The organism is Streptomyces sp. NPDC001348, assembly GCF_053597535.1.
Genome location: NZ_JBSFIK010000033.1, coordinates 85421 through 105954, shown reverse-complemented (window position 1 = coordinate 105954; position 20534 = coordinate 85421). Strand labels below are relative to the sequence as shown.

At 72.8% G+C, this 20534-nt stretch carries 20 protein-coding genes; 7 read left to right on the top strand and 13 right to left on the bottom strand.

All coding sequences use genetic code 11. The annotated features are described in order from the left end of the window. Nucleotides 1-91: 91 nt before the first annotated feature. The 4 genes from ACWC21_RS29435 to efeO all read right to left on the bottom strand — a co-directional run bounded on the left by ACWC21_RS29435 (nucleotide 92) and on the right by efeO (nucleotide 4445). On the bottom strand, nucleotides 92-1084 hold the full coding sequence (locus ACWC21_RS29435) for a hypothetical protein (RefSeq protein ID WP_450886089.1): 993 nt from the start codon (nucleotides 1082-1084) through the stop codon (nucleotides 92-94). A gap of 96 nt (nucleotides 1085-1180) precedes the next feature. Next, entirely contained in the window at nucleotides 1181-2041 is an 861-nt protein-coding gene (gene efeU / locus ACWC21_RS29430; RefSeq protein ID WP_450886088.1) for an iron uptake transporter permease EfeU, read from the bottom strand. 3 nt (nucleotides 2042-2044) lie between these two features. Beyond that, nucleotides 2045-3295 carry an iron uptake transporter deferrochelatase/peroxidase subunit gene (efeB, locus tag ACWC21_RS29425; protein WP_450886087.1) on the bottom strand — a complete coding sequence of 417 codons (1251 nt, stop codon included), beginning with the start codon at nucleotides 3293-3295 and terminating at the stop codon, nucleotides 2045-2047. A gap of 13 nt (nucleotides 3296-3308) precedes the next feature. After that, a complete protein-coding gene (gene efeO / locus ACWC21_RS29420; protein ID WP_450886085.1) occupies nucleotides 3309-4445 on the bottom strand; it encodes an iron uptake system protein EfeO in 1137 nt (378 codons plus the stop codon). 185 nt (nucleotides 4446-4630) lie between these two features. Here efeO and ACWC21_RS29415 point away from each other — a divergent pair, with 185 nt between their 5' ends. Then, complete coding sequence (locus tag ACWC21_RS29415) at nucleotides 4631-5515, top strand: hypothetical protein (protein ID WP_450886083.1); 885 nt, start codon at nucleotides 4631-4633, stop codon at nucleotides 5513-5515. After that, a complete protein-coding gene (locus tag ACWC21_RS29410; protein WP_450886081.1) occupies nucleotides 5508-6164 on the top strand; it encodes a PhzF family phenazine biosynthesis protein in 657 nt (218 codons plus the stop codon). The genes ACWC21_RS29415 and ACWC21_RS29410 overlap by 8 nt, the downstream gene beginning before the upstream one ends. Nucleotides 6165-6318: 154 nt before the next feature. Here the strand turns inward: ACWC21_RS29410 and ACWC21_RS29405 are convergent, their stop codons facing one another. Both ACWC21_RS29405 and map read right to left on the bottom strand, forming a co-directional pair. Further along, nucleotides 6319-6477 (bottom strand): hypothetical protein, encoded by a 159-nt coding sequence (locus tag ACWC21_RS29405; RefSeq protein ID WP_450886080.1) that lies wholly within the window; start codon nucleotides 6475-6477, stop codon nucleotides 6319-6321. Nucleotides 6478-6533: 56 nt separating this feature from the next. Next, on the bottom strand, nucleotides 6534-7391 hold the full coding sequence (map, locus tag ACWC21_RS29400; protein WP_450886079.1) for a type I methionyl aminopeptidase: 858 nt from the start codon (nucleotides 7389-7391) through the stop codon (nucleotides 6534-6536). 58 nt (nucleotides 7392-7449) lie between these two features. Here map and ACWC21_RS29395 point away from each other — a divergent pair, with 58 nt between their 5' ends. Continuing rightward, nucleotides 7450-7683, top strand: a complete 234-nt coding sequence (locus ACWC21_RS29395; protein WP_388788057.1) for a hypothetical protein — start codon at nucleotides 7450-7452, stop codon at nucleotides 7681-7683. A gap of 300 nt (nucleotides 7684-7983) precedes the next feature. On the opposite strand, the gene ACWC21_RS29390 is transcribed toward ACWC21_RS29395, so the two are convergent. Both ACWC21_RS29390 and ACWC21_RS29385 read right to left on the bottom strand, forming a co-directional pair. Further along, the gene (locus tag ACWC21_RS29390; protein ID WP_450886077.1) at nucleotides 7984-9276 is read right to left on the bottom strand and encodes an MFS transporter; all 1293 of its coding nucleotides are present in this window, start codon (nucleotides 9274-9276) and stop codon (nucleotides 7984-7986) included. Between the two features lie 57 nt (nucleotides 9277-9333). Beyond that, entirely contained in the window at nucleotides 9334-9930 is a 597-nt protein-coding gene (locus tag ACWC21_RS29385) for a hypothetical protein (RefSeq protein WP_450886075.1), read from the bottom strand. Between the two features lie 176 nt (nucleotides 9931-10106). Between ACWC21_RS29385 and npdG the strand changes: the two genes are divergently transcribed. Together npdG and ACWC21_RS29375 are read left to right on the top strand one after the other, a co-directional pair. Further along, entirely contained in the window at nucleotides 10107-10814 is a 708-nt protein-coding gene (npdG, locus tag ACWC21_RS29380) for an NADPH-dependent F420 reductase (protein WP_450886073.1), read from the top strand. A gap of 4 nt (nucleotides 10815-10818) precedes the next feature. Next, entirely contained in the window at nucleotides 10819-11052 is a 234-nt protein-coding gene (locus tag ACWC21_RS29375; protein WP_450886072.1) for a hypothetical protein, read from the top strand. Here the strand turns inward: ACWC21_RS29375 and ACWC21_RS29370 are convergent. Continuing rightward, the gene (locus ACWC21_RS29370) at nucleotides 11034-11804 is read right to left on the bottom strand and encodes a site-2 protease family protein (protein ID WP_450886070.1); all 771 of its coding nucleotides are present in this window, start codon (nucleotides 11802-11804) and stop codon (nucleotides 11034-11036) included. The genes ACWC21_RS29375 and ACWC21_RS29370 overlap by 19 nt on opposite strands. A 114-nt stretch (nucleotides 11805-11918) precedes the next feature. On the opposite strand from ACWC21_RS29370, the gene ACWC21_RS29365 reads away from it, so the two are divergent. Then, nucleotides 11919-12344, top strand: coding sequence for a DUF6578 domain-containing protein (locus ACWC21_RS29365; protein ID WP_450886068.1), 426 nt, complete (start codon nucleotides 11919-11921; stop codon nucleotides 12342-12344). Between the two features lie 22 nt (nucleotides 12345-12366). Beyond that, nucleotides 12367-15645 carry a BTAD domain-containing putative transcriptional regulator gene (locus ACWC21_RS29360; protein ID WP_450886066.1) on the top strand — a complete coding sequence of 1093 codons (3279 nt, stop codon included), beginning with the start codon at nucleotides 12367-12369 and terminating at the stop codon, nucleotides 15643-15645. Between the two features lie 26 nt (nucleotides 15646-15671). On the opposite strand, the gene ACWC21_RS29355 is transcribed toward ACWC21_RS29360, so the two are convergent. The 4 genes from ACWC21_RS29355 to ACWC21_RS29340 form a co-directional block, all read right to left on the bottom strand. After that, nucleotides 15672-16487: an ABC transporter permease gene (locus ACWC21_RS29355; protein ID WP_450886064.1), complete on the bottom strand. Its 816-nt coding sequence runs from the start codon at nucleotides 16485-16487 to the stop codon at nucleotides 15672-15674. Next, nucleotides 16484-17509 (bottom strand): ATP-binding cassette domain-containing protein, encoded by a 1026-nt coding sequence (locus ACWC21_RS29350; RefSeq protein ID WP_450886062.1) that lies wholly within the window; start codon nucleotides 17507-17509, stop codon nucleotides 16484-16486. The genes ACWC21_RS29355 and ACWC21_RS29350 overlap by 4 nt, the downstream gene beginning before the upstream one ends. A 118-nt stretch (nucleotides 17510-17627) precedes the next feature. Beyond that, complete coding sequence (locus ACWC21_RS29345) at nucleotides 17628-19220, bottom strand: FAD-dependent oxidoreductase (RefSeq protein ID WP_450886060.1); 1593 nt, start codon at nucleotides 19218-19220, stop codon at nucleotides 17628-17630. 52 nt (nucleotides 19221-19272) lie between these two features. Continuing rightward, a complete protein-coding gene (locus ACWC21_RS29340) occupies nucleotides 19273-20472 on the bottom strand; it encodes a lycopene cyclase family protein (protein WP_450886058.1) in 1200 nt (399 codons plus the stop codon). Between the last annotated feature and the right edge of the window lie 62 nt (nucleotides 20473-20534).

Here is a 20534-nt window from a genome sequence, read left to right as displayed (position 1 = left end):
AGAGTGGGGGAGGAGCTACCAGGGCTTTTCGGCAACGCGGCGAGGTGCGGTGCCAGGCCGCGCGACCCGGGCGGGCATAGTGCAAGGACCCCTAACTGCCCTGAGCGCCCGTCAGACCCTGGATGCGGCCCAGCAGCGACACCTTGCCGCCCGGTCGCGGATCCAGGGCGACCTCGTTGGAGACGAACTCCAGCGTCAGGGACTGCTTGACCTCGCCCTTGGTGAGGGCCTTGACGTCGGCGCCCCGGGAGGGCACGGAGGTGCCCGCGGCGGCGGTCTCCTTCTCGTAGTGGTGCGTGGTGAAGAACACCAGCGCCCCGCCGTCCGCCGTGCGCAGGGCCAGCGGCGCGTAGTCGCCGCGCGTCAGCGGTTCGTCGATGTACTGCGTGACCAGACCCGGTTTCCTGGCGCTCTTCGCCCGGTCCGCGCGCCACCCGCTGGTGTGCGCGCCGTCCGCGAAGGTGTTCCCGCCGCTCTTGAGGTACGTCGCGTAGTCCTGGCTCAGCGCCTGCGGCTCGACCGCCAGTGACGCCGAGGCCGCGGGGACGGCCTCGCCCCAGCCGTCCGCGTCCTTCTTGAACTCGGGCACGCTGCCGGGGGCCACCAGCGTCACGTACGCCGCCCGCCACGGCTCGGCCAGGTCGCCGCGGGTGAAGACGAACAGCCAGCGGGCGGAACCGCCCTTGTTGGCGGCGGTGTCCGCGACGAACCAGCGCGGCCAGCCCGCCTTCTTGACGATGGTGTACTTCGCGTCCGACAGCTCCAGCGGTGTGTGCGCCGGGTTGCCGCCCGGGCTGTTGATCTGCCCGGCCTTCAGCCGGGCCCCGTCGATGTCGCCGAACGCGCCGGTGACGTGGTCGGCGTCCAGGGAACGGTCGTACGCCTTGTCGGCCTTGTTGTACGCGTCCGTGAACTGCCGCAGTGCCTTGGCGGCCTCGGCGCGGGTCGCGGCGGGCAGCACCTCGCGCTCCCCGTGCACCACCATGCATCCGCTCGCCGTCAGCGACAAAGCGGTCAGCGAGGCCGCTATGAGTGTGTTCCGGTCACGCCTGCGAAGCCCGTGAGGGCTGCGATCCCTGCTCATCGGGTCCCTTCACCTTCCCCTTCCCGGAGGCGAACCCTACCGGGAGGGAACGGCGTTCGGACGCCGGGTGCCGCCGGCCGGGCGGCGGTCCGGCACTCAGGCCTTGTCGTGCGCCGCGGGCGGTGCCGGCTGCGACTTGCCGCGCAGCTGGGCGAGGAAGTCCGACGGGGCGAGGAACACCGCGAGCGTCGGCACCAGGTACAGCAGCCACACCGTGACCTGTACGACGGTCGGGTCGGGCTGGAAGTTGAGGACGCCCTTGAGCAGGGTGCCGTACCAGCTGTCCGGTGGGATGACGTCGCTGATGTCGAAGGCCAGGTCGGTCAGGCCCGGGATGATGGCGGCCTCCTGCAGATCGTGGAAACCGTACGCGAGCACGCCCGCCGCGACCACGACCAGCATGCCGCCGGTCCAGGTGAAGAACTTCGCGAGGTTGATCTTCAGCGCGCCCCGGTAGAACAGCCAGCCGAGGAACACCGCCGTCGCCAGGCCCAGCGCCACGCCGATCAGCGGGCGCGGGGTGCCGTCGGAGGCCGCGTGCACCGACGCCCACACGAACAGGGCGGTCTCCAGGCCCTCCCGGCCCACGGCCAGGAACGCCGTCGCGACCAGCGCGCCCGTGCCCATCGCCAGGGCCGCGTCCAGTTTGCCGTGCAGTTCCGCCTTCAGGTGCCGGGCGGTGCGCCGCATCCAGAACACCATCCAGGTGACCAGGCCGACCGCGACGATGGACAGGGAACCGCCGAGCGCCTCCTGCGCCTTGAACGTCAGCTCCTGGGAGCCGAACTCCAGGACGCAGCCGAAGCCCATGGCGATGACGACCGCGGTGCCGATGCCGATCCAGATCGGCTTCAGGGCGTCCCGGCGGCCGGTCTTGACCAGGTAGGCGATCAGGATGCAGACGACGAGGCTGGCTTCCAGGCCCTCGCGCAGACCGATCAGGTAGTTGGAGAACACGGGCTACGCCTCCTCGGTCAGCAGAGTCCGGCCCCACCAGTCGTCCTTGTCGCGGACGCCCGGCGGGACGGCGAACACGGCCGAACCCACGTGCTGGATGTACTCGTTGAGCGCGTCGTGCGCGGACAGCTTGCGCTGCAGCGGGATGAACCCCTTGCGCACGTCACGCATGTAGGCCAGGAAGAACAGGCCCGCGTCCAGGCGGCCGAGGCCGTCGGTGCCGTCGGTGAAGGAGTAGCCCCGGCGCAGGATGGTGATCCCGTTGTTGGAGTCGGGGTGCGCCAGGCGCACGTGCGCGTCCGGTTTCATCGCCTTCAGGAACGGCTCGTCGTGCTCCTTCGCCTTGCCGACCGGGGCGCCCTCGCCCTTGTCGCGGCCGAAGACGTCCTCCTGCTCCTGCAGCGAGGTCCGGTCCCAGGTCTCGATGTTCATCCGGATCCGCCGGGCGACCAGGTACGAGCCGCCGGTCATCCACCCCGGGCCGTCGCCGTCGCCGACCCACACGAACTTCTTCAGGCGATCGCTCTCCGATCCCGCGATGTTGCGGGTGCCGTCCTTGAACCCCATGAGGTTGCGGGGCGTCTGGGCGTCCGGCGTGGTCGAGGAGGTCTTGCCGAAGCCCAGCTGGGACCAGCGGATGGCGACCTTGCCGAACCCGATCCGGGCCAGGTTGCGGATCGCGTGCACGGCGACCTGCGGATCGTCCGCGCAGGCCTGGATGCACAGGTCTCCGCCGGTGCGGGACTTCTCGAGGTTGTCGCCGGGGAAGGCGGGCAGGTCGACCAGCGCCGCCGGCCGCCTGTCCTTCAGCCCGAACTTCTCGAACAGCGACGGCCCGAACCCGATCGTCAGGGTCAGCCGCGAGGGCTTCAGGCCCAGCGCCTCACCGGTGTCGTCCGGCGGCGCCTCGGCGAGCCCGCCGTACGCGCCCTCGCCGACCGCCTTCCCGGCGGTCATCCGGCGCGCGGCGGCCGTCCAGTCCTTCAGCATCTGCACGAACTCGTCGCGGTCGTCGGTCTTGACGTCGAACGCGGCGAAGTGCAGCCGGTCCTGCACCGGTGTGGCGATGCCCGCCTGGTGGGCGCCGTGGAAGTCGACCGCCGCGCCCGTCTCGGCCGCGGCCGGGTCCACGTCGTCGCCGGTCCTCGACATCGCCACCGCACCGCCGGCCGCGGCGGCCCCGAGCGCGAGGCCGGCGCCGCCCCAGCCGATCAGGGCGCGGCGGGAGGGGCTGGTTGCCTGGGTGTCCGTCACTGTTGTCGTCCCCCTACTTCACAACGGCCGCGGCGAGCTTGGACAGGGGTTCCGCGAGGGCGTTCACCGCGTCCGACAGTTCCTTCTGCTGGTCGTCGGTGACCTTGTCGTAGGAGACGAAGTCATACGACGTCCTGCTCGAGCGGTACTTGTCCAGCAGGGCGTTCAGCGCGGTGAACTGCTTGTCCAGCTCCTTGGTGAGCGCCGGGTCGTTCTTCCGCGCGACCGGCTTGAGCAGCTCGTACGCCTTCTGGGCGCCCTCGACGTTGCCCTTGAAGTCGACGAGGTCGGTGTGCGAGTAGGCCTCCTCCTCGCCGGTCACCTTGCCGGTGGCGACCTCGTCCAGCAGCTCCTTGGCGCCGTTGGCCATGGAGGTCGGGGTGATCTCGGCCTTGCCGACCCGCTCCTGCCAGTCCTTCAGGTCGGTCACCAGCCGGTCGGCGAGGGCCTTCTCCTCGGCGCCGATCTTCTTGTCCTTCCAGAGGGCCTTCTCCAGGCGGTGCCAGCCTGTCCACTTCTGGCCGGACTCCAGGCCGTCCTCGCGGATGTCGACCTTGGGGTCGATGTCGCCGAAGGACTCCGCGACCGGCTCGGTGCGCTCCCAGCCGAGCCGGGAGGGGGCGTAGGCCTTCTTCGCGGCCTCCAGGTCGCCGTCCTTGACCGCCTTCACGAACGTCCCGACCAGCGGCAGCGTCCGGTCGGCCTGGTCCTGGACGTAGGCGCGGTAGTCGGCGACCGCCTTGTCCAGCTGCGGGTTCCGCTTGGCGGCGGTCGAGCCGCCGGTGACGGTGAGCTTCTGCCGCACGCCGTGGCCCTTCATGCCCGGGCGGCAGGCGATCTCGTACGAACCCGCCTTCACCTCGGCGGTCAGCGTGTACTTGGTGCCGGGGCCGACGTTCTCCTTCTCGGAGATGATCCGGCCGTCCGGGACGACGATCTCGACCTCGGTGGCCTTGCTGCCCTTGTTCTCGATCCGCAGCGTGACCTGGCCGGCCGGGACCGACTTGGCGGAGGTGTCGCACCTGGAGTCGGCGGCGGTCACCTGGATGGCGTCACCGCCCTTGGCGTCGCTCTTCGCCGTGCAGGCCGAGAGGGCGGCCAGAGCGGCCGCGGTCGCGGCGGCGGTGACGGTGAGCTGGGCGGCTCGCATGCGGGCTCCAAGCGAAACGAGGTGGTGAGGCATGCCTAACCTACCTGAGGCTTACCTCAGTACTACCCATCCGGTCCGTGATTCAGCTTGCACGGAAAGATCACAGACACGGCTTGATATCGACGGCTCAAAGTAGACGCCATGGAACGGCAAAGCGCTGGCAAAGTGGCGGGAGGGTGGGCGGTATGGGAAACGCGCACAGGGAGCCGCTGGGCCGGAGCCGGCTGGTGCTGGACATACGGGACCGGCCCGGGCCGCCCCCGCTCCGCTTCGAGAGCGCGGACGGCCGTCGGCTCCTGCTGCGGCAGGGGGAGCGACCGCTGCTGCTCGGCCGGACGGTGGGCGAGGGCTGCTGCCCCGACCTGCATCTGCACCACCTCGACGGCTACCGCTCACCGCTGCCGCCACTGCGCGCGCAGACCCAGCGCTCGTCCGTCAACTGGCCCCACCAGTACGCGCGATGGCTCGACCAGGCGGACGGGACACCGCTGCGCGACGGGCGCTGGGAGCCGGCCCTGCGCACCGGGTTCCCGCCCGGTGTCTGGACCGAGGACCTCCTGCGCGGCCGGCTGGCCGACCGCCTGGAGCTGTCCTGCTGCGGCCGGCAGGGCGTCGTACCGCTGCGCCCGCTCTCGCCGCCGGACGCCGGGCGGGTCAAGGCGTACCGCAAGCACGTCCGCGAGGGCACGGTCGCGCCGTTCCTGCTGTGGTGGGTGTCCTTCCTCGACGGCTGGCTCCTCCTCGACGGCCACGACCGGGCGGTGGCCGCGCTCGCGGAAGGACGCACCCCGCACTGCTTGGAGCTGAGCCGCGCCCCCGACGACGGCTCGCGGCAGCGGGCCGCCCAAGAGATCACCGAGGTCCACGAGCACCGCATGGAACGGCTCGCCGCCCGGCCGCCCGGCCCCGGCGTCGACCGGCAGCGCGCCACCCTGGAACGCGCCCACGCCGAGACGATCGCCGCACTGCCCTACGGCCTGGTCCCCACCGGCACCGAGCCCCTCCCCGGCGGCGCCCCCGCGTGGGACGCCCTCGCCTCCCGGGTGATGTTTCAATTCCCTGGTGACTGACTACGACGTGCTGCGCGTCTTCTGCGCGGCCAACGGCGGATACGGCAACGAGCTGGGCGTCGTCCGCGACGGACGGCGGGTTCCCGACCCGGACGACCGCCAGGCGTTCGCGGCGAAGCTCGGCTTCAGCGAGACGGTGTTCGTCGACGACCCCGAGCGCGGGGTCATCGACATCTACACGCCCACCCTGCGCCTGCCCTTCGCCGGTCACCCCTGCGTCGGCACCGCCTGGCTGCTCGACGTACCCGAACTCGTCACCCCGGCCGGAGTCGTCGGCGCCCGCCTGGACGGCGAGTTCAGCTGGATCGAGGCCCGCCCGGAGTGGGCGCCGGCGCGCACCCTGCGCCAGTACGCCACCGCCGCCGAGGTCGAGGCGCTGCCCGTGCCGTCACCCGGCGAATGGATTTACGCCTGGGCCTGGGAGGACGAGTCCGCCGGCCGCATCCGCGCCCGCGCCTTCCCCGGCCGGGACGACGGCATCGAGGAGGACGAGGCGACGGGCGCGGCGGCACTGCTGCTCACGGAGCGACTGGGCCGCGCCCTCAACATCACCCAGGGTTCGGGCTCCCAGCTCCTCACCGCCCCGCAGCCGCACGGGTGGGTCGAGGTGGGCGGCCGGGTGTACCTGGAGCGCGAGCCGGAGCGGTGAGCGACCCGCCGGCAGTCGCGGCTCGGTACATCCCAATGAGCTCGGCACCACCGCGTACGCCGGGGTACTGCAGGACGCCCTGAACGGCATACTGCACTGACAGGGCGAGGGGGGCGCCCTCCGTGAAGAGCGGCGCCCCCCTCGCTGTCGCGGTTCAGACCGCGAACCAGCCGTCTCCGAAGATCTCCTGGAGAAAGAAGGAGACCCCCGCCCAGATTCCCCCGAAGACGATCAGAACGATCAGTGTGACCAGGCCGAACTGGCCGCCGACGGTACTCGGGAACCACTTCGCTCTCAAGGATCGATCTCTCATACCGCACTCTCTCGCACCGCGTACATGGGCCCGCCCTGATCGCTCGCCGCGGAGCCCTAAGGTAGCGTCAGGATGTCCGCACCCGTCTCGGTCACCACCAGCGTGTGCTCGAACTGGGCCGTCCGCCTGCGGTCCTTGGTCACCACGGTCCAGCCGTCGTCCCACATGTCGTACTCGTGCGTGCCCAGGGTCAGCATCGGCTCGATCGTGAAGGTCATGCCGGGCCGCATGACCGTGGTGGCGTGCGGGCTGTCGTAGTGCGGGATGATCAGGCCGGAGTGGAACGACGAGTTGATGCCGTGACCGGTGAAGTCACGGACCACGCCGTACCCGAAGCGCTTGGCGTACGACTCGATGACCCGGCCGATGATGTTGATCTGCCGGCCGGGCTTCACGGCCTTGATCGCCCGGTCGAGGGACTCCCGGGTCCGCTCGACCAGCAGCCGCGACTCCTCGTCCACGTCACCGACCAGGTAGGTCGCGTTGTTGTCGCCGTGCACCCCGCCGATGTACGCCGTCACGTCCAGGTTGACGATGTCGCCGTCCCTGAGCACCGTCGAGTCCGGGATGCCGTGGCAGATGACCTCGTTGACGCTGGTGCACAGCGACTTGGGGAAACCCCGGTAGCCGAGCGTCGACGGGTAGGCGCCGTGGTCGCACATGTACTCGTGGGCGACCTTGTCCAGCTGGTCGGTGGTCACGCCCGGCGCGATGAGCTTCGCGGCCTCCTCCATCGCCCGCGCGGCGATACGCCCGGCGATCCGCATCGCCTCGACGGTCTCGGGCGTCTGCACCTCGGGCCCGGTGTAGGGCGTCGGCGCGGGCTTGCCGACGTACTCGGGGCGGCGGATGTTTCCGGGGACCGGGCGGGTGGGGGACAGCTCCCCTGGTACGAGCAGCGACTGGCCAGACATGCCAGCGAGTCTAACCAGCGGGCGAGGGGGAAGATGTCCGTGGCGAGAGGAGCTGGTCATGGCCCTGTTCAAGAAGCGGACGGCCGGAAAACCCGGCGAGTGGTACTACTGCCTGCAGCACAAGAAGGTCGAGGAGGGCCCGGAGTGCCCGGCCAAGGACCGCTTCGGGCCGTACACCACCCGTGCGGAGGCCGAGCACGCGATGGAGAGCGCCCGCGAGCGCAACCTCGAGTGGGAGAACGACCCGCGCTGGCACGACGCGCCGGCCGGCGGGACGACGGACGACGACTGACCCGCTCCCGGCACGGCACCCCGGCGGGTCGGTGACGGACGCCGACCTGGCGGCCCGCCCGGGCCCGGGTGGCGCCGACTCGGCCGCGTGCCGCTGCTGCTCACGGACGGGGCGTGGCCGCGTCCGGCCGGTGAGGGGCCGCGGCGCGTCCTGCCGCCGGCGGCAGGACGGACGTGCACCGACCGGCGTGCCCAGGGCCCGGCGACGGTGGCTCGGCCGCGTGCCGTCTTCTCCTTCCGCGCCGCGTGCTCACGGGCCCCGGCGAGGCAAGGGCTTCCCCGGGCATGAACGCCAGGCGGGTCAGGCCTCCGCCCCGGCCGGTGCGGACGCGGTGCGCCGGGCGCGCAGTCGTACCGCGTGCTCGTTCGTCCGTACGTCGTACGTCATCAGCCTCGGCAGGAACAGCGCCAGCAGCCCCACCGCGCCCGCGCACAGCAGCCCGCCGGACCAGACGGACGCCCGCACTCCCCACCAGGCGGCGAATCCGCCCGAGCGGACCTGTCCGACGGTCGGTCCGACCGAGTACGACAGCAGCTCGATCCCGGCCAGCCGGCCGCGCAGCTCGTCCGGGATCGTCTGGTTCCACATGGCCCCGCGGAAGATCCCGCTGACCATGTCGCAGCCACCGGCCACGGTCAGGAACAGCAGCACCAGCCAGATGTTGCCGACGACGCCGGCGGCCGCGATCGCCAGTCCCCACAGCACGGCCGACAGCACCACCATCAGCCCGTGCCGGTGCACCCGTGACGTCCAGCCGCTGGTCAGGCTCACCAGCATCGACCCCAGCGGGACCGTGGCGTACATCAGACCGAGCGACCAGTCGGCGTCCAGCTCGTCGGCGAGGAACGGCAGCACCGCGAGTGGCATCGCCAGGAACATCGCCGCGAGGTCGACGGCGTAGGTGCCGAGCAGCTCCTTGCGGCTCCACGCGTACCGGGCGCCCTCGGCGACGGACCGCAGGGACGGCTTGGCGGCCTCGTGGGCGGCGGGGCACGGCGCGATGCGGACGACGTACGCCAGCGAGATCACGAACGTCGCCAGGTCCGCCGCGTAGGCCGCGCCGAGCCCCGCGTACGCCACGACCACGCCCGCCACGGCCGGTCCCGCCACCCCGCCGACCGTCCAGCGCAGGGAGTTGAGCGAGGCCGCGGCCGGGAGGTCGTCGTGGGCGACGATCCGGGGCCACAGCGAGTCCAGGGCGGGCCGCTGGACGGAGACCAGCGCCGAGGAGAGGGCGGCGACGGCGTACAGCGGCCAGACGGCCGGGCGCGGCAGCAGCGCGTTGCACAGCAGCACCGCGCTCAGCAGCCCCTGCCCGGCCTCCGTCCACCAGATCAGCTTCCGCTTGTCCAGCGCGTCCGCGAGAGCGCCGCCGTACAGCCCGAACACCAGCAGCGGCACCAACTGGACCGCTCCGACGGCCCCGACGGCCGCCGCGGACCCGGTGAGGTCCTTCAGCTGCACGGGCAGTGCCACGAAGGTGAGGAAGCTGCCGAAGTTGCTGATCAGCCCGGACAACCACAGCTTGCGGAAGTCGGCGGAGGCCCGCCAGGGGGACAGGTCGGGAAGGAGGTCGCGCAGGCCGGAGGTCACGAGCGGTCATGGTCGGGCGGACGGGCCGAGAGGGGCAACCGGTTTTCGACCGGCCCCTCACCAAGGGGCCGGGGGCGGCGCCGTCAGCAACTCCGCCAGCCGGGACAGACGGTCCCGGAACCCGCGCCGGACCCTCGGGCAGCCCGCGTTCTCGCCCGCCGCCGCGCTCACCAGGTGCTGCACGCTGTCCAGGTCCAGCTCCGCCCCCTCCGGCACGACCAGCGTCTCGTGGGCCATCGACTCCAGCTCGCCCCCGCCGGCCCCCAGGGCCAGCACGGTCACCCCGGCCCGGCGGGCGTCGTGCACCCGCTGAAGCAGCGGCGCGGGCTCCGCCGGAGCCACGACGAGCAGCGTCTCGCCCCGCCGTGCCGCATCGATCCGCCCGGGTCCGACGGCCAGGTGCGCCGGGTCCGAGGGGCGCGCGTCGTGCCGTACCAGGGTCGGGGCCAGCTCGGGCGTGCCCGACCAGGCGGCCTCGTCCACCAGGTGGGCGGCCAGGTGCCAGGGCTCGTACTCCGGGGTGCCCACCAGCAGCAGCCCGCCGCCGTGCGTCACCACGGACCCGCGCAGCGTGCCCGCGAACCGCCGGGTGGCCTCCAGCCACTCGGTTCCGGCGAGCACTTCGCGCAGCAATGCGACCCGTACGGCGTCCATAAGACCGCATGGTGCCGCAACCGGTCACTCGTGACGCGGAATTCACTTCGAATTCGCCCGACCCGGGGACACTGCCCGGTCGGCGCGGAACCGTCCCGTCCAGGGAGCTCCGGCGGGGCTCGTGACCCGGCTCACCCCGGCCGTGGGGGGCACGGGCGCGGACGTAGAGTCGGCGCATGACCTCTAGCGACAGCGCACCACAGAAGGCCCCCGCCAAGGACCCGTGGGACCTGCCCGACGTCTCCGGGCTGGTCGTCGGCGTGCTCGGCGGCACCGGGCCGCAGGGCAAGGGCCTCGCCTACCGGCTCGCCAGGGCCGGGCAGAAGGTGATCATCGGCTCGCGGGCCGCCGAGCGCGCCCGGGCCGCCGCCGAGGAGCTCGGGCACGGCGTCGAGGGCGCCGACAACGCGGAGACCGCCCGGCGCAGCGACATCGTGATCGTCGCCGTGCCCTGGGACGGCCACGGCAAGACCCTGGAGTCCCTGCGCGCGGAACTGGCCGGGAAGCTGGTCGTGGACTGCGTCAACCCGCTCGGCTTCGACAAGAAGGGCGCCTACGCGCTGAAGCCGGAGGAGGGCAGCGCCGCCGAGCAGGCCGCCGCGCTGCTGCCGGACTCCCGGGTCGCCGCCGCCTTCCACCACCTGTCGGCGGTCCTCCTGCAGGACCCGGAGATCGCCGAGATCGACACCGACGTGATGGTGCTCGGCGAGGAGCGCGCCGACGTGGAGATCGTCCAGGCGCTGGCCGGGCGCATCCCCGGCATGCGCGGCATCTTCGCCGGGCGGCTGCGCAACGCCCACCAGGTGGAGTCCCTGGTCGCCAATCTGATCTCCGTCAACCGCCGGTACAAGGCGCACGCGGGGCTCCGCATCACGGACGTCTGACCGCATGGGGGACACTGGTCGCCGAAGCAGTGTCCCCCGACAGGAGCCGCCAGAAATGCCCCGCCTTGCCGTCTACGCCCTCGTCGTGTGCCTCCTCGCCGTGGCCGCGGCCGTCGTCTCCTTCGTCCAGGGAAGCTGGCCGGTGGGGGTCGTCTGGGTGCTGCTGGCCGGTCTGTCCTCCAACATGACCTGGTACTACCTGCGGCGGGACCGGGCCGGCTACTCCCAGAAGCGGTAGAGGCTCCAGCCGAGCGAGGCCTCGACGTCACTCACCCCGAGGCCCCGCAGGACCGCGTCGACCACGTCGAAGAACACCTGGTTCACCGACGGCAGCCACAGCAGCGCGAACACGAACAGCAGCCCGAACGGGGCGAACGGCTCCACCTGCCGCTTGACGCCGTCCGACAGCCAGGGCTCGATCACGCCGTAGCCGTCGAGGCCCGGGACCGGCAGGAAGTTCAGGATCGCGGCCGACACCTGCAGCAGCGCCAGGAAGGCGAGGGCGAAGCGGAACTCCAGGGGCACCCCGTCCAGCGCGTGCAGCCAGAACGGGGCCGTGCACACCGCCGCGAACAGCACGTTCGTCAGCGGGCCGGCCGCCGAGACCAGGCTGTGCCGCCAGCGGCCCCGGATCCGGCCGCGCTCGATGAACACCGCGCCGCCCGGCAGGCCGATCCCGCCCATCATCACGAACACCACCGGCAGCACGATGCTGAGCAGGGCGTGCGTGTACTTCAGCGGGTTCAGCGTCAGGTAGCCCTTGGCGCCGACCGAGATGTCACCGCTGTGCAGGGCCGTGCGGGCGTGCGCGTACTCGTGCAGGCACAGGGAGACGATCCAGGCGCCCGTCACGAACAGGAACACGGCGACGCCCGGCTGGTCGGCGAACCCCGTCCAGGTGGCCCAGCCCGTGACGGCGGTGACGGCCAGGATCCCGAGGAAGACCGGGCTGATCCGGCGGTCGTCGGCGCGGGTGGTGGCGGTGGTCATGTAGGAGGCTCCCGTGGGACGGGTGGGGGGCGGTCGGGAAGCCCGACCGTACCTGGCGGGGGACACGTGGGAAAACGTCTCGCGGTGTCCGCGCGGTTCCTGAAGGGTGGGGGCATGGCGCTGATGAGGGTGTTCTACGAGGACTGGCAGATGGAATGCTGCGGCCGTCCGTTCGCCGTCGGCGACGTGGTCGGCTGGCGGCTGGTCGCCCACGACGAGCCGCAGCCGCGGGAAGCGGCCCGCCACGGCGCCCAGGCGTGGGTGGAGAACCACGGCGGCCCCCGGCAGAAGACCACCGGCCGGGTCCGCGCCATCGAGCTGGTCCGCGAGGAGTACGCGGAACCCGCCCCCGGCGCGGGCGACCTCCGGCCGGTGCCCGGCACATGGTCACTGGAGCCCGTCGAGAAGTGCCCCAAGTGGTTCGAGCACCAGGAGACCGTCACGAAGGCGGGCCTGCGCCGCGCCCGCCGTACCTCCGGCGTCCTCGTCACCCTGGACGTCCCCGACGCCGCGCCGCGTGAACCGCGTGACCGGCGGTGAGTCCGGCGGGGACAATGGGGCCGTGCGCTACCGCATCCTCGGCACCACCCAGGCAATCCGCCCCGACGGCACGTCCGTTCCCGTGGGCGGGGCGCGGCTGCGCGCGCTGCTGACCGTGCTCGCGCTCCGGCCCGGACGGACCGTGCCGGTGAGCGTGCTGGTGGACGAGGTCTGGGACGGCGAACCCCCGGCCGACGCGACGGCGGCGCTGCAGGCGCTGGTCGGGCGGCTGAGACGGGCGCTCGGGACGGACGCCGTCGCCTCCGCGGACGGCGGGTACCGGCTCACCGCCGCGCCCGACGACATCGACCTGCACCGCTTCGAGCGCCTGACCGGCGAGGGACTGCGCGCCCTGGCCGACGGCGACCCGGCGAAGGCGGCCACCGTCCTCGACGACGCCCTCGCGCTGTGGCACGGCCCCGCCCTCGCGGACCTGCCCGACCGCACCGCCGAGGCCGCCCGCTGCGCCACCCGCCGTCTGGACGCCCGGCGCGCCCGGCACACCGCCGCCCTCGCCCTCGGCCACGCCGACACGGCACTGCCCGAGCTGACCGCCCTGTGCGACAGCCACCCCCTGGACGAACCCCTGCAGGCCCTGCGGCTGCGCGCCCTGCGGGACACGGGCCGCACGGCGGAGGCACTGGCCGCCTACGAGGACGTACGGCAGCTCCTCGCCGAGCGGCTGGGCTCCGATCCGGGACCCGAACTGCGGGCGCTGCACGCCGAGTTACTGGCCCCCGACACGGTTCCGGCGAAGCCGGCGGCGGTGCGCGCGGCGGGGGCGGCCGCGTCGCCTCCGGCCGGCAACCTGCCCGCCCGCCTCACCTCCTTCGTCGGCCGGGAGACCGACATCGAGGCCATCCGGGCGGACCTCGCGGCGGCCCGGCTGGTCACGCTGCTCGGACCCGGTGGGGCCGGGAAGACCCGGCTGTCGCAGGAGGCCGCCGAGGCCGCCCGGGACGTCGCCCGGGACGGGGCGTGGCTGGCCGAACTGGCGCCCGTCGACGACCCCGAGGCCGTCCCGGAGGCGGTGCTCACCGCGATCGGGGCCCGCGAGACCGTGCTGCACGGCGCCGGTGCCGAGAGCATGCGGGTCGTCACCGACCGGCACGACGACCCCGTGGAGCGGCTCGTCGAACACTGCGCCCGGCGCCGGATGCTGCTCGTCCTGGACAACTGCGAGCACGTGGTGGACGCCGCGGCCCGCCTCGCCGAGCGGCTGCTGGCCCGCTGCCCGGAGGTGACCGTGCTCGCCACCAGCCGGGAACCACTGGGCGTCCCGGGTGAGTTGCTGCGCCCCGTGGAGCCGCTGCCCGAGCCGACCGCGCTGCGGCTCCTCGCCGAACGGGGGGCGGCCGCCCGGCCCGGCTTCCGCACCGAGGACGACCCGGAGGCGTGCGCCGAGATCTGCCGGCGCCTCGACGGCCTGCCCCTCGCCATCGAACTCGCCGCCGCCCGGCTGCGGATGCTCACGCCCCGCCAGATAGTCGACCGGCTCGACGACCGCTTCCGGCTGCTCACCTCGGGCAGCCGTACCGTGCTGCCGCGCCAGCAGACCCTGCGGGCCGTCGTCGACTGGTCCTGGGACCTGCTCCACGAAGGGGAACGGGAGGTGCTGCGCGGTCTGTCGGTGTTCGCGGGCGGCTGCGACCTCGCCGCCGCCGAGGCGGTGTGCGGACCGGACGCCTTCGACGCGCTGGGCTCCCTGGTCGACAAGTCCCTGGTCGTCGCCGCCGTCGCCCCCGACGGCGCGATGCGCTACCGGCTGCTGGAGACCGTCGCCGAGTACGCCGCCGAACGGCTCGACGAGACCGGCCGCCGGGGGGACACCGAGCGCGCCCATCTGACGTACTTCCGTGAACTCGCCCGCACCACCGACCCGTTGCTACGCGGTTCCGGCCAGGCCGGCGCCGTGGCGCGGATCCAGCTCGAGTACGAGAACCTGCGCACCGCCGTGCGCCGCGCGGTGGCCGGTAAGGACGAGCAGGAGGCGCTCTGCCTGGTCCTCTCCCTGGCCTGGTACTGGCAGATGCGCGACCTGCGCATCGAGGCCCGCACCCTGTGCCGTGAGGTCATGGCGCTCGGTCCCGACCCGTTCGCCGAGCCCGTCCGCCGCGCCGCACCGGTGTGGCAGCGCTGCACGGACGTCCCGCCCCCGTACACCGGCGACCTGCTCGACGAGGCCCGGCGCGGCCTCCACCTGGTCCATCTCGCCTGTATGGACACCGAGCCGGACGCCTGGCAGACCCCCGAGGCGCAGGCGAAGCTGCGGGTCGTCACCCAGGTGTACGAGCCCGGTATGCCGCAGACCTGCCGTCCCCCCGGCATGCTGTGGTTCTTCGCCGTGCTGCTGACCGAGGGCGCCGACCGGCTGCACACCGTCATCGACGCCAGCGTGCGGACCTCCCGGGAGACACCCGGCTTCGAGTGGGAACTGGCCTCCACCCTCCAGATGCGCGCCAACATCCTCGCCAACCGCAGCGACTGGGCCGGCGACGCCATGCGCGACGCCGAGGAGGCGCTGGAGATGTTCCGCCGCCTCGGCGACGCCTGGGGCGCCGCCGAAGCGCTCTCCGCGCGCGGTGAGTCCCACGAGCGCAAGGGCGAGTACGAGTCGGCCGCCGGAGACTTCCGGGCGGCGATCGAGCACGCCGAACGCCTCGGCGCCCGCGCCCAGACGGCGGTGCTCGGCGCCCGCCTGGCCGCCGTCCTCCTGGAGACCGGCGAGCCGGAGCGCGGCGAGAGCATGCTGCGCGAGATCCTCGCCCGCCAGGACGGCAGCGTCAACGAGGCGACGCCCATGGCCCGCCTCGTCCTCGCCGGCTGGCTCTCGCTCACCGACCGTGTCGCGGAGGCCCGCGAGCAGCTCCGCCTGCTCCGCCAGCACTTCGGGATCTCGCACTTCGTCTTCTTCGACGCCCTCATCCTCGGCCAGGAGGCCTGGGTGGCCGTCGTCGACGGCCGCCCCGAAGAAGCCCTGGACACCATCCGGCGGGCGCTGGAGCAGGCCGCCGACCCGCTGTCCCAGACCATCGCCCCGCACCTGCGGACCACACACCTGACCACCGCCGCGGCGGCCCTCGCCGCGGCCGACGGCGGTGCCCGTGCCCGCGACGCCGCCCGCTGCCTGGGGGCCGTCGACGCGCTGCTGCCGTCCGGCCACATCGGGTCGGCCATCGAGCGCGCGGTGCGCGCGCGCGTCGAGGCGGCCGTCCGGGGGGTGCTCGACGAGGAGACGTACGACGCCGCGTACGCGGAAGGCGGTGGCCTCTCCCTCGTGGAGGCCACCGCCCTGGTCTGACGCGCCCGGCCGCACCGGCGCGGACGTCAGTTCTTGGTCCGGAACTTGTGGATCGCGACCGGTGCCATCACCGCGGTGATCGCCACCGACCAGCCCAGCGTCACCCACAGGTCGTGCGCGACCGGGCCGCCGATCATCAGTCCGCGCGACGCGTCGGCGAGCGTGGACAGGGGGTTGTAGTCGGTGAAGGCCTTCAGCCAGCCCGGCATCGTCTTCGTCGGCGCGAAGATCGACGAGCCGAACTGCAGCGGGAACAGCACCAGGAAGCCCATCGCCTGCACCGACTGCGCGTTCTTCAGGATCACACCCAGGGTGAGGAACACCCACATGATCGACGAGGCGAACACCGCGGAGAGGCCGACGGCCGCGAACAGCCCGCCCCAATGGTGGATGTCGAAACCGACCAGCACGGCGACGATCATCAGCACGGCCGTCGCGAAGAGCATCCGCGCCAGCTCCACCGAGATCTTCGCGAAGAGCACCGAGCCGCGTCCGATCGGCAGGGAGCGGAAACGGTCCATGACCCCGGAGTTGAAGTCCTGGCTGAAGCCGGTGCCGACCCCCTGGGACAGCGTCATGCTCATCATCGCGATCATGCCGGGGATGACGTACTGCACGTACCCGTCCTGACCGCCGCCGAGCGCCTGCCCGATGGAGCCGCCGAAGACGTACACGAACAGCAGAGTGAAGATGACCGGCATCAGCACCGCGTCCATCATCGACTCGGGGTCCTGCTTGATCCACAGCAGGTTGCGGCGGACCAGGGCGCCGGTGTGGCGCAGGTGGCCGCGCAGCGGGATACGCGCGTCGGCGTCGGTGGCGGTGGCGGTTGCGGCGCTCATACGGCGACCTCCTGGCGGGTGTCGGCGGGTGTGGTGTCCTGCGGGGCACTGGCGCGGTGGCCGGTGAGGGACAGGAACACCTCGTCCAGGCTGGGCAGTTCGGTGGTGATGGAGGTGATCGTGATGCCGCGCGCGGTGACCGCGCCGACCACGGCGGTCAGTTGCTCGTCGCTGAGGACCGGCACCAGCAGGGCGCCGCTGTCGGTGTCCACGGTGGTGCCGGCCAGCCCGGTGATGCCGAGCTCGTCGAGCATGCGGGCGAGCGGGCGCAGCTCCAGCGGATCGGCCGGCCGCACACGCAGGGCACGCCCGCCGACCTTGGCCTTCAGCTCCTCGATGCCGCCCTTGGCGATGACCTTGCCGCGGTCCACCACGGTCAGCTCCGAGGCCAGCTGCTCGGCCTCCTCCATGTACTGGGTGGTCAGCAGGACGGTGACCCCTTCTCCGACCATGGCCTTGACCTCGTCCCACACCTCGTTGCGGGTACGGGGGTCGAGCCCCGTCGTCGGCTCGTCGAGGAACAGCACCTGGGGCCGGCCGATCATGGAGGCGGCGAGGTCCAGCCGCCGTCGCATACCGCCGGAGTAGGTGCTCGCCGGGCGCTTGGCGGCGTCCGTGAGCGAGAACCGCTCCAGCAGTTCGTCGGCGCGGGCGCGGGCCTCCTTGCGGGGCAGGTCGAGGAGCCGCCCGATCATGTAGAGGTTCTCCCAGCCGGGGAGCTTCTCGTCGACCGACGCGTACTGGCCGGTGAGCCCTATCACCCGGCGCAGCTGGCGGGGCTGCCGCACGGCGTCGTAGCCGACGACGGTCGCCTGGCCGGCGTCGGGGGTCAGCAGCGTGGACAGGATCCGTACGAGGGTGGTCTTCCCGGCGCCGTTCGGCCCGAGCACCCCCATCACGGTGCCCTCCCGCACATCCAGGTCCACGCCGTCCAGCGCCTTGGTCTCGCCGTAGTGCTTGACCAGTCCCCGCACGGTGACGGCCTGGCCCGCACCGGTGGGGTTGTCGTCGATTCGCGTCATGCCGATGACGGTGCCAGCCCCGACCGACAAACCACCGACAGCTCACCTACAGCCGCCTACAGGTCACCGACCCGCCGGACCGGCGACCGGCTCATCCGGGGGAACTCTCCGGCCCCCGTCACGTCTCTCCGTCCGGTGCCACCGGTGCCACCGGTGCCCGCCCGAAGCGCCGTGCGAGTGCGCGCAGCAGCGCGGACCGCCCGTGATCGGGCACGGTCCACAGTGTCTGCCCGCGCACGTTCCACTGCTCGAGCAGGGCGTTCGCGGCAAGGAACCCCGATGTGGCGGCGCGTTCCATGAGGGCCACGGGCAGGCCGGTGCGGACCAGATCGCCCGCTACGACGACGCCGGGGTCCGGGGTGCGGACGGTGGGCCGGTCCGCGTACCCGCCGACGGCGAACAGGGGGCAGTCCGCTCGCCACTCGTGGCACGCGGACACGATCCGCGCGGCGCCGGTCTCCGGGTACACCTGGTGCAGTTGCTTCACCAGATGCTCCTCTTCGACGCCACGGGCGGCGTGCGGTGGCAGGGCGTAGGCGTGGAGTTCGACGACCGAGCCCCCGGTGCGGGCGGCCCAGCGTGCCGCCTCCCCTTCCCAGCGGGAGACCACGCTGACGTTGTCCAGGGAGGGATAGCCGCCGGTGCCGAGGAAGCCCGGACGGCCGGCGTCGACGGGGCGGTCCAGCCACAGGCGGGACACCAGGAACGGGGGAGCGGTTCGCAGCCGGGCGATCCGGGCGCGCCAGGCCGTGTCGCCGAGCCGGGGCGAGGCCTCCACGACTGCCTTCAGGCCGCCGGTGTCCAGGGCCAGGACGACGGTGTCGTACCGCCGTACGGGGCCGTCCGCCGCGATCCGGAAACCGCCCGCGGGATCAGGATGAACGGAGTGCACCGGGGCCGATGTCCGCACTTCGGTGCGGTGGCCGGTGAGACAACCCGCCAGAGGGTCCCACAGAGCCTCCGGGTAGGGGTCGCGGGGCACGTCGAACAGGAGACCCTCGCTGGAGCCGAGGAAGTAGATGTGGAACATCAGCGCCATCTCGGCCGCCGACAGCTGCCGGGGGTCGGCGAAGAAGCTGCGGGAGAACACCTCGAAGGCCAGCGAGCGGGCCGCGGGAGGAAAGCGGATCGCGGCCAGGAAGTCGTGGGCGCTGACGTGGTCCAGCTGCTCGTGGACGCGGTGCGTGCGTACGTCGAGCAGGGGCAGCGCGGCCGGCCCGTTCATGGACAGCAGATCCCCGATGCGGAAGGTCGGGCTCAGGGCGGCGAAGGCGAGAGCGCTCCAGGGCGGTGTGCGCGGTACGTGGCGGAAGCTGTCACGCAGGCCGCTGCTGTGGTGCAGGGGGTAGTCCGGCAGCGCGGTCAGCCCCTCCAGCCGGGGGTCGGTCCTGCGCAGCAGCCCGCGCAGGTTGTAGTACTGGCGGAAGAACGCGTGGAAGCCGCGGCTCATGGTGGCGGGCCGGCCGTCGGCGAGGGTGACGGGCCACCCGGTCAGGCGGCCGCCCAGCCCGGGTTCGCGCTCGTACAGCGTGACGCGGACACCCCGCTCGGCGAGCGCGACGGCCGCGGCCACCCCGGCGATGCCGCCGCCGATCACCGCGGTCGAGGGCGGATCGCCGTCGATCCGGCGCCGCCCGGGGCGGGGGTGGATGACCCGGGCGCGCCGGTCGCGCCCATGACGGCCGGCGTACCGGTCATCTCGCGGGGTCATGACGCGCCGCCGTCGAAGGCGGCGGCCGGTTCCGCGGCGCGCGGCAGGGTCATCAGCTCGCTCCTGAGTGGGGACGGCGGGGGACCAGGGGCAGCTCGGCCGCCGTACGCAGCATGGGCGGGACGGGAGTGCGCAGGCCGATGGCGAAGTCCTCGTACAGGCGGGTCCGCCCGTCGAGGAAACGCAGCAGGCGCCGTGGGGGGACACGGGTGAACAGACGGAAGAAGAAGTCGGGGCCGTCGACCCGTCCCGTGGCCAGCGCGCGGAGCAGGATGGCGTCCATCACGCGCGACCTGGCCGGATAGGCGGGCGGCGGCACCGGACGCCGGCCGGTGCGCAGCGAGCGCGCTACGGCGTCCACCTGACGCTGGATGGCCGCGAAGGTGTATCCGGTGGCGGGGCGCGTCGCCCCGCCCGCGGTGCCGATCCGGAACACCGACGTGGTGTTCTCCCCGGTGAACGAGGCGTCCGTCATGGGGATCGCCCCGGTCTCCGACCAGAGCACCCGTGTGGTGCCGAGCCCGAGAACGCCGTGTGCGTAGTGGTCCAGCGCGGCGTCGTACGCCTCCGGGCTCAGCGGCCCGGGCCCGAACTCCGTGTACTCCACCAGGGCGGTGTGCCGGCCTGTGGGCAGTACGTACCCGAAGGACAGCCCGGGAGCGGGCTGAGCGGTGCGGAAGTCCATCAGGTCGACGGCTTCGGGGTCGAACGAGGGTTTCTCCGTGCACAGGTACCAGCCCCTGAAGTGCTGCAGCAGGTGGGTGCGGGCGGCGGGCAGGCGCCGCGGGGGGCGGGAGTCGAAGACCCAGCGGGCATCCACCGTCACCCGTGCGCCGTCGGCGCCGACGGCCCGGATCCTGGCGGTGCCGTCGGGCAGGCCGGTGATGTCGTCGACGGTGGCCTCGACACGGCGCACGCCCGCACAGGCGCTCAGGTCGCGGTCGATCAGCGTCTGGAAGTCGTCGGACCGGAGCATCTTGTAGCGCATCGGTGAGATACGCCGTTCGGCCGTCGCCCCGTGCCGGTCCCTCATCCGCAGCCGCTCCCAGGAGCGGGTCACCACGGCGTCGTACGGGCCGGGGCCCGCCTCCCAGTAGCACCACGTGCGCCGGGGCGGCCGCAGCGGACCGGCGGGGGCCGTGATCAGTACGACGGAGGGCGCCGGCCCGGTCGACGCGCCGAGCGCCACCCGGTGCGCGAGCGAGAGCCCCGCGGCCCCCGCTCCCACGATCGCGATGTCCGTCTCGGTCACGCTGCTCCTCCCCGGCACCGCGAGTGCTGGTCCTGGTGGCCCGACGGTGCCGGGCGTGCTCC

Excerpts from the sequence above, each read along its gene's own strand:
- ACWC21_RS29435 (WP_450886089.1), bottom strand. The coding sequence starts at position 1,084 with ATGAGCAGGGATCGCAGCCCTCACGGGCTTCGCAGGCGTGACCGGAAC.
- efeO (WP_450886085.1), bottom strand. The coding sequence starts at position 4,445 with ATGCGAGCCGCCCAGCTCACCGTCACCGCCGCCGCGACCGCGGCCGCT.
- ACWC21_RS29415 (WP_450886083.1), top strand. The coding sequence starts at position 4,631 with ATGGGAAACGCGCACAGGGAGCCGCTGGGCCGGAGCCGGCTGGTGCTG.
- ACWC21_RS29405 (WP_450886080.1), bottom strand. The coding sequence starts at position 6,477 with ATGAGAGATCGATCCTTGAGAGCGAAGTGGTTCCCGAGTACCGTCGGC.
- map (WP_450886079.1), bottom strand. The coding sequence starts at position 7,391 with ATGTCTGGCCAGTCGCTGCTCGTACCAGGGGAGCTGTCCCCCACCCGC.
- ACWC21_RS29395 (WP_388788057.1), top strand. The coding sequence starts at position 7,450 with ATGGCCCTGTTCAAGAAGCGGACGGCCGGAAAACCCGGCGAGTGGTAC.
- ACWC21_RS29385 (WP_450886075.1), bottom strand. The coding sequence starts at position 9,930 with ATGGACGCCGTACGGGTCGCATTGCTGCGCGAAGTGCTCGCCGGAACC.
- npdG (WP_450886073.1), top strand. The coding sequence starts at position 10,107 with ATGACCTCTAGCGACAGCGCACCACAGAAGGCCCCCGCCAAGGACCCG.
- ACWC21_RS29375 (WP_450886072.1), top strand. The coding sequence starts at position 10,819 with ATGGGGGACACTGGTCGCCGAAGCAGTGTCCCCCGACAGGAGCCGCCA.
- ACWC21_RS29370 (WP_450886070.1), bottom strand. The coding sequence starts at position 11,804 with ATGACCACCGCCACCACCCGCGCCGACGACCGCCGGATCAGCCCGGTC.
- ACWC21_RS29365 (WP_450886068.1), top strand. The coding sequence starts at position 11,919 with ATGGCGCTGATGAGGGTGTTCTACGAGGACTGGCAGATGGAATGCTGC.
- ACWC21_RS29355 (WP_450886064.1), bottom strand. The coding sequence starts at position 16,487 with ATGAGCGCCGCAACCGCCACCGCCACCGACGCCGACGCGCGTATCCCG.
- ACWC21_RS29350 (WP_450886062.1), bottom strand. The coding sequence starts at position 17,509 with ATGACGCGAATCGACGACAACCCCACCGGTGCGGGCCAGGCCGTCACC.
- ACWC21_RS29345 (WP_450886060.1), bottom strand. The coding sequence starts at position 19,220 with ATGACCCCGCGAGATGACCGGTACGCCGGCCGTCATGGGCGCGACCGG.